This is a genomic window from Secundilactobacillus hailunensis, from assembly GCF_005405185.1.
Classification (GTDB): domain Bacteria; phylum Bacillota; class Bacilli; order Lactobacillales; family Lactobacillaceae; genus Secundilactobacillus; species Secundilactobacillus hailunensis.
The window spans coordinates 1-15,380 of record NZ_BJDO01000051.1; the positions used below are offsets into that span (position 1 = coordinate 1).

Below are 15,380 nucleotides of genomic sequence, written 5' to 3' on the forward strand. Positions count from 1 at the left end.
AATTAACCAGCGACCGCTTAAAATACTCGACTGGCAAACACCGTATCAGGTTATGCTGACAAATTTGTCCAAAAATTCGGATTAAATTTGCAATCTACCTAATGAACAAAATTATTTTAAAGTGTAAGGGCTTACATTGATGTTAAATCAACCTTGTGGTACATTAAAAGTGTATCAAGGATTTACCAATTTGTTACATAGGAGATGAGCTTATGTTTTCATTTCTGAAGCCCGCACCAGATGCTAAAGTGAAAGTTCCTACTGAAAAAGTTGTGGGGACTTATCGTTTACGGCAGACAGGTGTTTTGTTGTCAATTTGTATCGGTTATATTGGCTATTATATTATTCGTTTGATTTTTACAACCGAGCAAAATGACATCATGAAGGCGTATGGGTTTACCACCGCAGATATTGGGTTGGTTATGTCTTGTTTTGGGATTGGTTACGGGATTTCCAAGCTGTTCATGGGGGCACTGAGTGATAAGAGTAATCCGAAGTGGTATTTGGCCACCGGTCTCTTTATTTCCGCCATCCTGAACTTTGGCTTGGGCTCCACGCGTAACCTCTACGTGATGATGCTCCTCATGTTGGTCATGTCGGTGGCCCAAGGCATGGGTGCGGCGGCCTGCCAGCGAACCGTACAGCTATGGTGGGGTAAAAAGTGGCGGGGAACCGTCTATGCCGTCTGGTCTTCGGCGCATAACGCCGGTGCTTTTATCTGTGTGGCCGTGGTCCAAATCGCCACGTTGATGTTTACGCACTCAATTGCGGCCGTCTTCTACACGGCATCGGTTGTCTCGATTGTCATTGCCATCTTCATTGTCTTAGCGGGCGCCGATCGTCCGGCAACGGTGGGGTTACCTAGCATCGGCGAGTACACCGGTGACGAAGTCGTTTTAGATGATGGTCAGGCCACGAGGGCCGAATTAACTGATCTCTCTTTGTGGCAGATTTTCGTTCGGTACATTTTGACCAACAAGGTTGTCTGGGCTATCACGTTGACGTCAATGTCCTTATATTTAGTCCGTTACGGCATTATGAGTTGGATTCCGAGTTACCTGACGCAATTCAAAGGCTTTGATCCGGGAACGGCTAAATGGTTAGTTGGTATCTTTGAATTGGCCGCAGTTCCAGGCGTTATCTTGATGGGGGCCATTTCTGATTTACTGAAAGATCGGCGGGCGATCGTTTGTATCGGGTGTGTGATCGGGTTACTGATCTGTCTCACGACGTACTTCTTTAGCACCAGTCATCTAGCGATTATTATTGTATTACTCATCATGGGTAGCTTGATTTACGCGCCGCTAACTTTGGTGGGTCTGATGGTCAATGAGTCTGTGCCAAAGTTCGCTGTGGGGTCGTCGACAGGCTTCATGGGTTTCTTCCAGTATATCTTCGGTGAAACGTTGGCAACGGCTTTAATCGGAATTTTGGTAGCAAAATTTGGCTGGATTGCCAGCAACACGGTGCTTTACACGGCGGCTGGTTTAGCTTTGCTGTTATTGTGTTACATTGCCATTCATGAACATCACGTGGCAAAGATCGCGGCTGGCGAATAGTACAATGAGCCATTGTACTAATGATCATGAAACTTTGACGATATGCTAAAAATCGGTTTTTTCAGAGAGCAACATTCTGGAAAAACCGATTTTAGCGTTAGTTGTTCTGATAAAATTGGGTCTAGAATTTTTGGTGTTGGAAAGTATTTCCATTCCAAAAGTACTAGGCCCTAATTTAAAAAGCCATTGATAATGGATCAAAAACGGCCACTAGGGTATACCCTATTGGTCTTTTTTATTTCTGTGCTATACTAGGAATTACAAGTGTTCATTAGAACTGTCCAAAAGGAGAATTGGAAATGGCTAAAATCGGTTATGCGCGTGTGAGTTCCAAGGAGCAACATTTAGATCGACAGTTAGCGGCTTTAAAAGACGTTGATAAATTATTTACGGATAAATTAAGTGGGGCTAACACTAATCGGCCAGAACTGCAAAAAATGCTGGCCTATATCCGTGAAGGCGATATTGTCCTGGTTACTGAATTAGACCGCTTGGGCCGAAACAACCAGGACTTAACTAAGATTATGAACACCATTCAGAACAAAGGTGCCACCCTAGATGTGTTGAATTTGCCGTCCATGACGGGGATTGCGGATCCTAACTTACGTCAACTGATGACTAACTTAATCATTGAACTGTATAAGTATCAGGCCGAAAGTGAACGGAAGCGGATTATTGAGCGCCAGCAACAAGGGATTGCTTTGGCCAAAAAGCAAGGTAAATATCATGGTCGCAAACCTCAATATGCCCAAGATGACCCGCGTTTGTTGCATGCGTTTAAACTTTATCAAGCCGGCATGAGTGATGTGGATGTTTCCCGTAATACTGGGATTAAACGGTCGACTTTTATTAGGTACCGTGTTAAATATAGGATTAAAAGAAATTAGAGATACCTTGAGTTAAGATAATACTAATTGGGTTGTTGCTGAAGATTGAAGGTGAGTGTTTGCTTAAAATAAAAATCATCTTACAATCAGTAGTAGCTTAGGCCCTATCTAAAAACTATTTGGGCCAAGCTAAAATAGCGGCAAATGTATATGGCTTTCAAGAAGACAAACGCCAATTTATCATAGCGCATGGTGATACACTTATAATTCTTAATCTGGTTGAACATTTTTTATGGCGTTCGCAATAAGCATAATAGTCGCACACTCATGGCAACTGGGCAGTGTTTTTCGAGGCAATTATATATTAGCCACTTTAATCTTTCCCAGTTTAATATATTGGCATAACTTATTCCTCGTCAGTTTTATTATCAATTACATTAACTTTAGTTATATCCATATTATTTAACAGGGGAGTGAGCAACCTGACCATCACGAATTAAACCAAGGGCTTGATTTTCGATGATGCAATGGGTATTTTTTAGCGACATTGGATTTTTGATGCTCGCAAATATTGGTAGAATTTAAACGCATATTTTTTAGGTATGGATCCATAGTTGTTTTGTTTGAGTTGGGATTACGATAAAAAATCACAAATAGGACTATTAATGAAACCGCTTTTAAATTATTATAAAAATAAGGGCTTTTTTATACTTTTAGACCATTGATTCCATATTATGATTATCGATCAAGAAACGTATTAGAAAAGCAAAGCAGTAAAGGGTCGATTACGTAGATACATGTATCGGAAATAAAGGAGTGTGATAGTTCTGGTTACTTTAACGAATCAAGCGACAAGTCTTTGGGCTAAAAAACGATCCGAGGATGATGAGCATTACTGGTTACCACTAATTACTCATCTCATTGATACACAGAGTACGATAAATTGGCTTTTTAATCATTGGTTAAGTCCTGGGCAAAGACAATTATTAACGCAGCAGTTTTCCGAAGAGGACGCGGAAAGACTTGTTAAGTTTATAGGCTTTACGCATGACATTGGGAAAGCCACACCGGCCTTTCAAACGAAGCGGTCGTTTGATGGAGATCTAGGCCTTGACGCGGAACTTTTAGAAATGCTAATTCGCCAAGGTTTTACGGGTTTAGATAATGTGACCTTGTCAGATTCTCGTAAATCACAACATGCGCGTGCTGGTGAAGCACTATTAGATTTTCAAGGCGTTCCAGAATCAGTGACTGCCATCATTGGCGGGCACCACGGTCGCCCAGAGGATTCGCCACAAACGCAACAGATCGATACCTATACTGCCAACTATATGCAGGTAGACGTGGCCAAAAGTGAAGCTGACAAAACGATTCAGCAAACGTGGCAAAGTGTGCAGGAACAGTTATTTAAATATGGCCTGAGCAGTTCAGGTTATGATAGTGTCGATGAAATTCCTGATATTAATCAGCCTGAGGCAGTATTGCTGGAGGGACTGCTGATTATGGCGGATTGGCTGGCTTCTAGTGAGTCGTTAGACGATTCGGAAAACACACCGTTATTTCCTTTGATTGGTTTGAACCAAACGTGGTCTGACATTGATATGAGTAGCCGTTTTAGAAACGCAATTTCGGCTTGGTATCAGAGCGGAGAATGGGTACCTGCTCAGGTAGGTATTGAAGCGGATCCTTATCAAAAACGCTGGGGTTTCAATGCCCGTCCGGTTCAAAGGACCATGACTGAAGCAATTGAGAAAACAACTGACCCCGGAATGGTGATTATCGAAGCTCCGATGGGACTGGGCAAAACGGAAATCGCCTTAGTTGCAGCAGAACAGCTAGCCTATAAAACAGGTTGCGATGGTATCTTCATGGGATTACCCACACAAGCCACTAGTAATGCGATGTTTGAACGGGTAGAAGAGTGGTTAAAAAAGCTTGCTAAAACACAGACTGATAATTTTGACATTAAGTTAATGCATGGGAAGGCGGCATTTAATGAAGATTATCAGGCAATTCCGAATGCCTCGAACGTCGATGATTTGGGTTCAGTGGTTGTTAATAGCTGGTTTGCTGGTAAAAAATCGATTCTAAGCAAGTTTACGGTTGGCACCATTGATAATTTTTTGCTCTTAGGCTTGAAACAAAAACACTTGTTTTTAAAACACCTTGGGTTAAGCGACAAGGTCGTTATTCTTGATGAAGTGCACGCATATGACGCTTATATGAGTCAATACCTGTATAAGGCAGTTGAATGGTTGGGCGCTTATCACATGCCAATTGTCATTTTGTCTGCGACGCTACCTAAAAAGAAGCGTAATGCTTTGCTTGAAAAATACTACAAGGGTAAATATGGGAAACATTTCAAAAAAAACGTCGTTGCGCCAGATAACTGGCAAGATAATCAAGCTTATCCGCTTCTAAGTATTTTTGACGGTAAAGAAATTAAACAAATTACAGATTTTTCTGGTCAAAGCGATCAAAAAGCCCTCTCCCTGCAAGTCACAAGAGTTCAGGCAGATGACGAAGAGGTCATTCACTCAGTTTTGGAAAACCTTCAGGGTGGCGGAATTGCTGGCATTATTGTGAACACGGTAAAGCGGGCGCAAACACTTGCACAACTGGTTCCACAGGATGTGCCATTGATGGTTCTCCACTCTGCATTTTTAGCACCGGACCGAGTTGCAAGGGAACGAGAACTGGAGGACGCGATTGGTAAGCATGCTAAACGTCCGGACAAAATGATTGTGATCGGGACACAGGTACTGGAACAATCATTAGATATTGATTTTGACGTCATGTATACAGATATAGCGCCGATGGATCTGATTTTACAGCGTGCTGGGCGTTTGCATCGTCATGATATTGAGCGGTCGATCAAGCTGAAAAATCCACACTTGTATGTTATGGGCATCAATGGTTATGGCGATTATGGCGATGCCAATGAATCGATTTACGAAAAATATTTATTAATGAAAACAGATCATTATTTGGCTAAAACAATTGAATTACCGAATGATATTTCCCGCTTAGTGCAAGCGGTCTATGATTCTGAAACGGATAAACTAGTAGACGGTCTTGACAGTGCCCAAGAGAAATTTGAAACCGACTTGGAAAAAGAAGAAAAGAAGGCCAAAATTTTTCAGATTGAGGCGCCCAATTTGACGGTATCGGCATCTGATGACGACGCAACCATTCACGGTTGGTTAAGTCGCGGTCAAAGGCGCGTTGACGTAGACGAACAGAAGGCAAACGCAGCTGTGCGTGATATTCAAGAAACGTTAGAAGTTATTTTGATTAAACACACGAATAATGGCGATTTCTTGTTGACTGGTCAAAACATCAATAACGTGCCACCGGTCAAAATAGCACAACAGGTTGTGAGGTTGCCACTCGCGGTGACACCAAGCTATAGGATTGATCAAATTATTTCAGATTTGGAAACACAAACCGGTAACTATTATCCTAATTGGCAGGAGAGTCGTTGGCTGCGAGGCGCTCTTGCGCTCCCACTGAATGAAGAAAATACGGCTCAGCTCGATAATTGGCGACTTTATTATTCGTCAAAATTTGGTCTGAGTTATGAGAAGGAGGATGAAAATGAGTAAACAATCGTTCAACTTGGTTATCGATCCATGGATTAAAGTGATTGAGAAAGACACGAATCAAGAAAAACTTGTCTCCTTGACCGAATTTTTTCAGGAGGCACAAAATTATCGCCAGCTCGCTGGGGAAATGCGGTCACAGGATTTGGCCATTCTTCGGTTCTTTCTGGCAATTTTAACGACCGTTTATTCACGATTCGATGCGAATGATGAACCGTATGAATGGCTTGATGTCGATAAAGAAGCACTGCAAGTTAGTCAATCTGTTGATGACGATGAATACGATCAAAGTGATTTACAAGAGACGTGGCATCAATTGTTTCAGGCAGGTCATTTTTCTGAAATTGTTATTCGATATTTGAATCAACACCAAAAGCAATTTGATTTATTTGGCTCACAGCCTTTTTATCAAGTAACTGCGGACCAATATGACCTATTGGTTCCGACTAAGAAAAAGGTTGCAAGCGGCTCTGGAACAGTATCAATCAAGCAAATGAATCGACTGATTTCAGAAAGTAACAACACGCCCTCGTTATTTACACCTAAATCCGAGGATGAAAAAAACAAAATTGCTTTAGATGAACTCACTCGCTGGTTGATAACGTATCAAAACTTTACTGGTGTAACGGATAAAACCAAAATTGAAACTGATGAAAAATTTTCGACACCTGCTGGCTGGTTGTACAAGCTAAACCCGGTGGCTGCAAAGGGACAGTCAGTTTTTGAAACATTAATGCTGAATCTTATTTTGTTCAATCAGGACACCAAAGACCACTATATCCAACAGAAGCCCGTCTGGGAATATGACAACATCAATGACTACGTGACTGAGCGTAAAAAAATGATCTTGCCAGATGATGTATCAAGTCTTTATACCGCATGGGCACGGCTGTTACACATTGAATGGGACGAAAATGAGCAGCCAACTATTTTCAGCGCTGGTCTGCCGATGTACAGTAGCGAAAATGCGTTTAAGGTTGAACCAATGTCAACCTGGAAGCACGATGCGCAGGGAGGTGCCGATGACCTTAAACCAGCGGTGAAAAGTACTCGGTCGCTTGGCATTGCCATGTGGCGTAATTTTGGGCAGTACATTAACGTTGAAAAAACTGATGGAAACGTGACTGGCGTGGAACCAGGGTTGGTCACTTGGTTACACGCACTTAAAAACAAAGGGTTAATTGAAAAAAATCGACATTTGAATTTAATAAGTGCTGTGCTGGTTAGTGATGGCAATGCAACGTCACAGGCACCGGTCGTTGAGGTCACCGATGATTTAACGATTAGAGCGGATGTCTTGTTTGATACCGAGGGCACGCAACGTTGGCCAATTCGTATTGAAAATATGATTGACACGACGCAACAAATTGGCAAGGATTTTTGGCAATTCGCGGCCACTATTGGGCAAATTCGCAATCTTGATGCACGATCCTTTGCGAGTCAACAAAGTGCAACCTTTTATGAGCAATTGAACACACCGTTTAAGCTTTGGCTAGCGAGTCTGTCAAACGATGATGATCGAGACGCTAAAGAATTGGCGTGGAAGCATGAGCTGCGACAGATTGTTTTGGATTCGGCCGAAGCTTTTATGCAGACTAGTACATCACGAGATATAACAGGCATTATTGTGACCACTAAAGAGAAGAGTAGAGAAATAAATATTTTTACGGCAAATAATTACCTACGGCACAACGTTCAAAAACATTTAGAGGGGTGATTTAATTTATGGCAAAAACAATAACGGGTTCTGTTGATAAAATGCTGCAACAACTTTATGATCACGGCAATCCTAATAAAGCAGTATTAGCTAGTGCGCGCCATGCGGTTTCCTTAGAAAGCCCGCAGGCCCAGGCGGTCTGGCCAATTATCATGGCGGGAATAGAAACGCCGGCGATAGTTTCAGAGACTTTTGCCCCTAAGTTGAGCAGAACTGGTGAACCAACGTACGCTGAAACTGCCGCTTTTGCAGCAATTCGACTCTACGCCATTCATCAGCAAGGGACAGATGCTTGCGTCTATGGAAGAGCTTATGGTGATGAGGCGGAAGGCACGTTGTTTTTTAAAGCCCTAGCACAACTTCGACTCAATGAGAATATTCAAGTTGCTCTTGATCGTCGGGTCAAAGCGCTACTAGCTACAACTAACGTCACCAGTGTCATCAACTCACTGACCCATCTAGTGTCCATTCTAAAGGCCAGTCAACGAAACCAACAGATTGACTACGCGCGCCTAGCAGGCGATCTTTTTCATTTTCAATTTAGTTATGAATCGGCTAATCAAGTGCGACTTACTTGGGGTCGTCAGTATTATTCAAATGTAGAGTCTTCACAAACTAAAGGAGAGAAAAACTAATGACAACCAAAAATTTATATCTTGATGTTCATGTGATTCAAACCGTCCCATCATCCAACATTAATCGTGACGATACAGGTGCCCCAAAGACAGCGCTTTATGGGGGCGTGACGCGTGCTCGGGTTTCCTCACAAAGTTGGAAACGTGCGGTTCGACAAGGCTTTAAGGAAGAAAATGTTTCTGCCGGAATTCGTACTAAAGAAGCCGCTAAATTATTGAAAGATGAATTGATTAAACTAGATTCAAGTTTAAGTGATGAGGATGCCACTGAAAAAACCGCTGACCTTTTCAAGACGGCTGGCGTTAAATTAGATAAAAAAACGAACTCAACAGGTGCACTTTTACTTGTTAGTCATGGCCAAATCGAAAAATTAGCACAGTATGCGCTGAATAACGATACTTTTGATAAAAAAGCGCTTAAGAATGTGTTAAACGGCGATCAATCTTTAGATCTCGCCTTATTTGGGCGGATGGTAGCCGATAATCCGGAACTAAATGTAGATGCATCTGCTCAGGTTGCACATGCACTTTCAACACATGAGATCGTCCCGGAGTATGATTACTTCACGGCCTTGGATGATCTTCAACCAGAGGATAACGCTGGTGCAGCCATGCTCGGAAGCTTGGAATTCAATTCCTCTACACTTTATCGTTACGCAAACATAAATATTAACGAATTGGCCTACAACCTGGACCAAGACAGTGCAATCACTGGTGCAGTGTCGTTTGTGAAAGAATTTTTATTAACAATGCCGACTGGTAAGCAAAATACGTTTGCTAACAAAACGCTTCCAAGCTATGTCATGGTTAATTTGCGGACGGATACACCAGTGAACCTTGTTTCGGCTTTTGAAGAACCAGTTAAGTCAAAAGATGGTTATGTTAAAAAATCAATTCAAAAATTTGAAAACGAGTTTGAAACCAGCCAGGATTTTGTCGATACACCAAAATTAAGTGTGGTCTTAAGTAAATTTGATACCAACGATGGTGACAAAGTCGCTAATGTCACTGAGCTTTTGCAAAGCGTCACCGATGGGTTAAAAAAGGCGGTGCAGGATGAAAACACTAACGATTAATTTCAACTCACCGTTACAATCATACGGAAATGAGGCCTCGTTTTCCCGCCGAACCTCGAGCGATTATCCTTCAAAGAGTGCGGTTATCGGAATGCTCGCCGCTGCCATGGGATACCGACGCGATGACAACCGGATCACGGCGTTGAACGATCTTAAATTTGCCGTACGAGTTGACCAGCCTGGACGGACATTGACCGATTACCAAACAGTTGAATGGAAAAAAGGAACCCGAAAAATCACTTATCGAGACTATTTACAGGATGCCGTCTTTGTCGCAGCTGTGGGCAGTGATGATTCACAATTGATCGACGAACTTGCGGATGCATTAAGACACCCAAAATTCCAATTGTTTTTGGGTCGCCGTGCAAATGTTCCTGCGGGTCCGTTGAAATTACACACCGTTGCTGATGAAAATCCAGTACAGGCCTTAAGTAATCTTGAGTGGCAGGCATCAACGTGGTTTCAACGTCAAAAAAAAGAATCTGTTGTTAGTGTCGATTTGATTGCAGATGCTGATCTTTTACCGAAGTCTCTTCACACTAGCGGATTAGCGAAGGACAACGTAATTTCCTTTGATCAGCGTCACCGACAATTAAGTTTTCGAGCAATTGCCAGTCAAAGAATTCAGTTGACGAATCAGAGCTTTGAAAAAACGACAGCTGGCACGGATCATGACGTCTTTAATATTATCTAGAAAGGAGGACCCTATGTTTTTATCGAGAGTTGAAAAGGCGAATAATAATCGTCAACAAATTAAGAGCTTAACTCACTTAGGTGCCTATCATGACTGGGTTGAACAGAGTTTCCCTGAAGAGATGAAACAGGGAGAGCGACTACGACATTTATGGCGACTAGACCAAATCGCTGGTCGTGAATATCTGTTGATATTAAGTCAAAACAAACCGGATCTGCAGGCACTGTCCCGGTATGGTGTTCCTGGTACCGCAATGACGAAGGCTTATGATCAGTTTTTGAATCAGTTACAACCAGATGAATTGATGCGATTTAGACTTACTGCAAATCCAAGCTATGCAGTGAGTCATACGGGGGAAAAGCGAGGGCGCGTTTACCCGCACGTCACAGTAGAACAACAGCGGAAATGGTTAATACAACGAGCTGACAAGGCTGGGTTTAAACTCGTTAGTCAAGCATTATCTGACGCAACAGATCAGGATGATCTAGCGTTTGATATTGTAAACCGTGAGCATCCAGTGTTGCATCGTAAATCTGGGCGGGGTGTCCGGCTAAGTCGGGTGACCTTTGAAGGACTGTTACAAATTCAGGATTTGACAGTGTTTAAGCAAACCCTGATCAATGGGTTAGGACGAGAAAAAGCGTTTGGGATGGGATTAATGACGGTTATCCCTGAGAGGTGATAAAATGTCAAAAAAATTTGGCGCCAAGAAAGCAGAACTTTCTGAATTAGGCCGCGAACGTGACCGGGTAACATTTCTCTACCTTGAGCATGCCAAATTAAATCGCCAGGATAGCGCAATATTAGTTTCAGACAGCCGGGGCATAGTTTTTGTCCCGGCTGCTGTTGTCAGTGTCTTATTGCTTGGACCAGGTGTGGATGTGACACATCGCGCGATGGAGCTGATTGGTGCTTCCGGTATGGGATGTGTTTGGACAGGCGAACAAGGCGTGCGCCAATATGCATACGGACGGCCACTGAATCATTCATCATCGTTACTTGTGGCTCAGGCAAGACTTGTTTCTAATTCAAAAACACGGATTGAAGTTGCACGTAAAATGTATCAAATGCGTTTTGGTGATGTTGATGTGTCAAAACTGAGTATGCAAGAACTCCGGGGAAAGGAGGGTGCCAGAGTTCGACGCGTTTATCGTGATCAAGCCGAGAAAACAAAAGTTGCTTGGTCGCGTCGGGAATATAATCCCGATGATTTTGACTCGGGAACGCCAATTAATAAAGCGCTCACGGCTGCTCATCAAGCACTTTATGGGTTGAGTTATAGTGTGATATCAGCTTTGGGAGCATCTGCGGGATTGGGATTCGTTCACACGGGCCATGACCTTTCATTTGTTTACGATTTTGCTGATCTCTATAAGGCGGAGTACTCTATTCCCATTGCATTTAAAACCACCGCAAAATTTGGAGCAGATAAAGATATTGCGTCGAAAACGAGACTAGCCATGCGTGATACTTTCAAGGAAAGCAAGTTGCTGGTTAGGATGGTAGCGGATTTAAAATCTTTATTAGGTGAAACTGATGTTAAAGAAGATGTTGATGTGCTGAATTTGTGGGATGACAAGCTTGGACTGCAAAAAATGGGTGTCCAATATCAAGAAATGAGGGCGGACGCGCCGATATGATTGTAATTACGTTGACGAAAGTGTCTAATTCACTGCGAGGCGATCTGACAAAGTGGTATCAGGAAATTCAAACCGGCGTTTATGTTGGCAATGTAACTGCTAAAATCAGAGATGAATTGTGGAACCGCATTATGCGAGATATTGGTAACGGACAGGCAACTATGGTTTACAATATCAACAACGAACTGGGGTACACTTTTAAAACAACTCGACCCGATAGAGAAGTGGTGGATTATGACGGCATTCCCTTGATGATGCATTTGGTTTCTGCAGATAAGCCAATTAAGCACGGTTTCAGCAATGCTGCTAAATTTCATAAAGCAAAGGTAATGTCGAAACGGGTCGAAAGTAAAAGTGGTGAGGGACAACAGCTTAGCATCCAGTCAAAACCGTTCGTTTCAATTGATATTGAAACGACAGGCCTAGATGTTGCTACAGATAACATAATAGCGATTGGTGCTGTCAAATCGTCCGGTATTGCTGTTGAAAAATTTTATCAACTGATTAACATCAATCAAAAAATTCAGGCAGCCGTAACAAAGTTAACTACTTTAACGTCAGAACAATTGAATTCTGAGGGTATATCTTTAGAAGATGCCCTAAGTGGACTTCAAAAATTTATTGGTGACTCACCTCTGATTGGATACAACGTTCACTTTGACGAAAGTTTCTTAACGGCAAGCTTTCGAAAAACTAGGTTGTCAATTTTGGCCAATCATTTTTATGATTTGATGCCCGTTGTGAAAAAAAATAACCAATTTTTAGATAATTACCGGTTAAAAACAGTGTTGGAAACATATAAAATTAAAAATGAACATCCACATAATGCATTGGCGGATGCTCAAGCAACTTATGAGTTAGCAGAGCAACTCATAAAAAAACGGGTTTTGCGATTTTAAGAATGCTGCTATAGTGGGATTTGTTTAGTGTATTCCCCGCATGTGCGGGGGTGATCCTGGCAATTACATTATCCAATGGTAAAGAAGTCAGTATTCCCCGCATGTGCGGGGGTGATCCCAACAATTCCCGGTGTTGTGGTAGCCGTAACCGGTATTCCCCGCATGTGCGGGGGTGATCCCTTTCTTAGATCGTGCAATTTCAGCAGCATGTTGTATTCCCCGCATGTGCGGGGGTGATCCCGTCATCAAGTTTCCTAAAGACGATGACACCCTGTATTCCCCGCATGTGCGGGGGTGATCCTGAGCGATTGAATACCACTAGAAGCTGATTTTTGTATTCCCCGCATGTGCGGGGGTGATCCCGAAACCACAAGCTGATCAAATTCATCAAAAAGAGTATTCCCCGCATGTGCGGGGGTGATCCCGATTGACTTAACGGTATCAAATACTTTCTTAGTGTATTCCCCGCATGTGCGGGGGTGATCCTTATTTATTTTTGTCAAATTGTACTTAATCACTGTATTCCCCGCATGTGCGGGGGTGATCCTGAAATTATGGCACAAAAAAAGAGCCCCAGGGGGTATTCCCCGCATGTGCGGGGGTGATCCTACCACGATTTCCTGCGGTGTTGTAAGCAAAGAGTATTCCCCGCATGTGCGGGGGTGATCCCAAACGCGATTCAATCAATGTTACCGCCAGAATGTATTCCCCGCATGTGCGGGGGTGATCCCAGTTGGGACAGTGTCAAAGTTGTTTGCTCCAGGTATTCCCCGCATGTGCGGGGGTGATCCTACAGTTATTCTAGCATGACTGGTGTGATTTTGGTATTCCCCGCATGTGCGGGGGTGATCCTCAGTATCTGAAACATAAACGTCGTTTGAATTAGTATTCCCCGCATGTGCGGGGGTGATCCCATGCGATTAAAGACGGCTGAGAAACTTGGCGAGTATTCCCCGCATGTGCGGGGGTGATCCTATCATCCTGTGTGTAGGTCTTGCCAGATGGCTGTATTCCCCGCATGTGCGGGGGTGATCCTGACGGCCATGACTCACCTGAAACTGGCAATCGGTATTCCCCGCATGTGCGGGGGTGATCCTGGTATTCAGAATTTAGCTTCAGGTATTTGGAGGTATTCCCCGCATGTGCGGGGGTGATCCTTTCGTTGCCGGTATCATCTTTGGCGAAGACCCGTATTCCCCGCATGTGCGGGGGTGATCCTTGTTTCAAAATCCATTTTGATAGCCTCCTAGTGTATTCCCCGCATGTGCGGGGGTGATCCCAACCGATGATTATGATACAATTGCTGGCTTGAGTATTCCCCGCATGTGCGGGGGTGATCCCATAAATTGGTACCGTCTCAGCCCGATCAAACGGTATTCCCCGCATGTGCGGGGGTGATCCCATCGTACTCAGCTATCAGTGACGGGATTCCCGGTATTCCCCGCATGTGCGGGGGTGATCCCAATATTCGATTTCCTCTAGCTGTGGCTCTGCGGTATTCCCCGCATGTGCGGGGGTGATCCTAGTTAAGTCTTCAGCTAATTGATCGTTCATAAAGTATTCCCCGCATGTGCGGGGGTGATCCTAAGCATGGTATCACGGCACAGGAAGTGGATGGGTATTCCCCGCATGTGCGGGGGTGATCCCCAGTAGTTTGCAATGATTGAGTAACAATATTTGTATTCCCCGCATGTGCGGGGGTGATCCCGGTTTTGTCCATTAATCCCCATGGGCCACGAGGTATTCCCCGCATGTGCGGGGGTGATCCCAATTGAGAAAAGAGAAGTAACAATCTTATTCAGTATTCCCCGCATGTGCGGGGGTGATCCCAATGTTCAATCCGAACAAATCATCAGCAGTTAGTATTCCCCGCATGTGCGGGGGTGATCCTAAGAAAGAGCTAGACTATGTCGATGTTTCCCGGTATTCCCCGCATGTGCGGGGGTGATCCCTTTTTTGCGAAAGGTATTGACGAGGGGCAGATAGTATTCCCCGCATGTGCGGGGGTGATCCCAGTTAATTGTCGATTTGAGTCGGTTTCAAGAGGTATTCCCCGCATGTGCGGGGGTGATCCTAGGCTGGTATTATAATGACCGGGCTGTTCCAGGTATTCCCCGCATGTGCGGGGGTGATCCTAATGATTGATTATGGAGCTTTAAATGAGTTGGGTATTCCCCGCATGTGCGGGGGTGATCCTATGGCCAAGGGTAACTGGGTTTTAGATCCTGAGTATTCCCCGCATGTGCGGGGGTGATCCCTGGGCGTTGTACGCGTATTTAACACAATTAGGGTATTCCCCGCATGTGCGGGGGTGATCCTGAGGCTAGTCAGGAGGCCATTAATCGCTTATGGTATTCCCCGCATGTGCGGGGGTGATCCTGTTAAGAACCTACTTAGCATCAACAATGGGTGGGTATTCCCCGCATGTGCGGGGGTGATCCTAATCACATTGTATTTTTTAGAATCGCGTTCAGGTATTCCCCGCATGTGCGGGGGTGATCCTCCAGAGGTTAATACTTTCCTACTTGCCAAACAGTATTCCCCGCATGTGCGGGGGTGATCCTAACACCTACATTAAGCGCATCATTGTTACGGAGTATTCCCCGCATGTGCGGGGGTGATCCCGAACAACTGTCAACGCCGATGTGAAAATGTCGTTTTTTGCCGATTAAAAAATGCTGTTTTTTACCGATAAGGTTTACAGTGTCTCACTGCTCCTTTCTTTATTTTG

10 protein-coding genes and 1 CRISPR repeat array are annotated in these 15,380 nt (G+C 43.9%); all 10 genes read left to right on the plus strand.

The features are described from left to right. The first annotated feature begins 212 nt into the window (after positions 1 to 212). The 10 genes from FFM73_RS10580 to cas2e all read left to right on the plus strand — a co-directional run bounded on the left by FFM73_RS10580 (position 213) and on the right by cas2e (position 12,649). Positions 213 to 1,559, plus strand: a complete 1,347-nt coding sequence (locus FFM73_RS10580; protein ID WP_137631700.1) for an MFS transporter — start codon at positions 213 to 215, stop codon at positions 1,557 to 1,559. Between the two features lie 299 nt (positions 1,560 to 1,858). After that, positions 1,859 to 2,446, plus strand: coding sequence for a recombinase family protein (locus FFM73_RS10585; protein WP_137631701.1), 588 nt, complete (start codon positions 1,859 to 1,861; stop codon positions 2,444 to 2,446). A gap of 767 nt (positions 2,447 to 3,213) precedes the next feature. Further along, the gene (gene cas3, locus FFM73_RS10590) at positions 3,214 to 5,991 is read left to right on the plus strand and encodes a CRISPR-associated helicase Cas3' (protein WP_137631709.1); all 2,778 of its coding nucleotides are present in this window, start codon (positions 3,214 to 3,216) and stop codon (positions 5,989 to 5,991) included. Further along, a complete protein-coding gene (locus tag FFM73_RS10595; RefSeq protein ID WP_137631702.1) occupies positions 5,984 to 7,705 on the plus strand; it encodes a type I-E CRISPR-associated protein Cse1/CasA in 1,722 nt (573 codons plus the stop codon). Before cas3 ends, FFM73_RS10595 begins: the two co-directional genes overlap by 8 nt. 8 nt (positions 7,706 to 7,713) lie before the next feature. Beyond that, positions 7,714 to 8,340, plus strand: coding sequence for a type I-E CRISPR-associated protein Cse2/CasB (casB, locus tag FFM73_RS10600; protein WP_137631703.1), 627 nt, complete (start codon positions 7,714 to 7,716; stop codon positions 8,338 to 8,340). Continuing rightward, entirely contained in the window at positions 8,340 to 9,416 is a 1,077-nt protein-coding gene (gene cas7e, locus FFM73_RS10605) for a type I-E CRISPR-associated protein Cas7/Cse4/CasC (RefSeq protein WP_137631704.1), read from the plus strand. Before casB ends, cas7e begins: the two co-directional genes overlap by 1 nt. After that, positions 9,397 to 10,110, plus strand: coding sequence for a type I-E CRISPR-associated protein Cas5/CasD (gene cas5e / locus FFM73_RS10610; RefSeq protein ID WP_137631705.1), 714 nt, complete (start codon positions 9,397 to 9,399; stop codon positions 10,108 to 10,110). The genes cas7e and cas5e overlap by 20 nt, the downstream gene beginning before the upstream one ends. 13 nt (positions 10,111 to 10,123) lie before the next feature. Continuing rightward, positions 10,124 to 10,792, plus strand: a complete 669-nt coding sequence (gene cas6e, locus FFM73_RS10615) for a type I-E CRISPR-associated protein Cas6/Cse3/CasE (RefSeq protein WP_137631706.1) — start codon at positions 10,124 to 10,126, stop codon at positions 10,790 to 10,792. A gap of 4 nt (positions 10,793 to 10,796) precedes the next feature. Then, complete coding sequence (gene cas1e, locus FFM73_RS10620) at positions 10,797 to 11,750, plus strand: type I-E CRISPR-associated endonuclease Cas1e (protein WP_137631707.1); 954 nt, start codon at positions 10,797 to 10,799, stop codon at positions 11,748 to 11,750. Further along, positions 11,747 to 12,649, plus strand: coding sequence for a type I-E CRISPR-associated endoribonuclease Cas2e (gene cas2e, locus FFM73_RS10625; protein WP_137631708.1), 903 nt, complete (start codon positions 11,747 to 11,749; stop codon positions 12,647 to 12,649). The genes cas1e and cas2e overlap by 4 nt, the downstream gene beginning before the upstream one ends. A gap of 29 nt (positions 12,650 to 12,678) precedes the next feature. Next, a CRISPR array of direct repeats spans positions 12,679 to 15,273; the repeat unit is 28 nt; unit sequence GTATTCCCCGCATGTGCGGGGGTGATCC. The last annotated feature ends 107 nt before the right edge of the window (positions 15,274 to 15,380 follow it).

What these genes read in the sequence shown, in the direction of transcription:
- cas2e (WP_137631708.1), top strand. Translation starts at nt 11,747, where the DNA reads ATGATTGTAATTACGTTGACGAAAGTGTCTAATTCACTGCGAGGCGAT.
- casB (WP_137631703.1), top strand. Translation starts at nt 7,714, where the DNA reads ATGGCAAAAACAATAACGGGTTCTGTTGATAAAATGCTGCAACAACTT.
- cas5e (WP_137631705.1), top strand. Translation starts at nt 9,397, where the DNA reads ATGAAAACACTAACGATTAATTTCAACTCACCGTTACAATCATACGGA.
- cas6e (WP_137631706.1), top strand. Translation starts at nt 10,124, where the DNA reads ATGTTTTTATCGAGAGTTGAAAAGGCGAATAATAATCGTCAACAAATT.
- cas1e (WP_137631707.1), top strand. Translation starts at nt 10,797, where the DNA reads ATGTCAAAAAAATTTGGCGCCAAGAAAGCAGAACTTTCTGAATTAGGC.
- FFM73_RS10580 (WP_137631700.1), top strand. Translation starts at nt 213, where the DNA reads ATGTTTTCATTTCTGAAGCCCGCACCAGATGCTAAAGTGAAAGTTCCT.
- FFM73_RS10595 (WP_137631702.1), top strand. Translation starts at nt 5,984, where the DNA reads ATGAGTAAACAATCGTTCAACTTGGTTATCGATCCATGGATTAAAGTG.
- cas7e (WP_137631704.1), top strand. Translation starts at nt 8,340, where the DNA reads ATGACAACCAAAAATTTATATCTTGATGTTCATGTGATTCAAACCGTC.
- FFM73_RS10585 (WP_137631701.1), top strand. Translation starts at nt 1,859, where the DNA reads ATGGCTAAAATCGGTTATGCGCGTGTGAGTTCCAAGGAGCAACATTTA.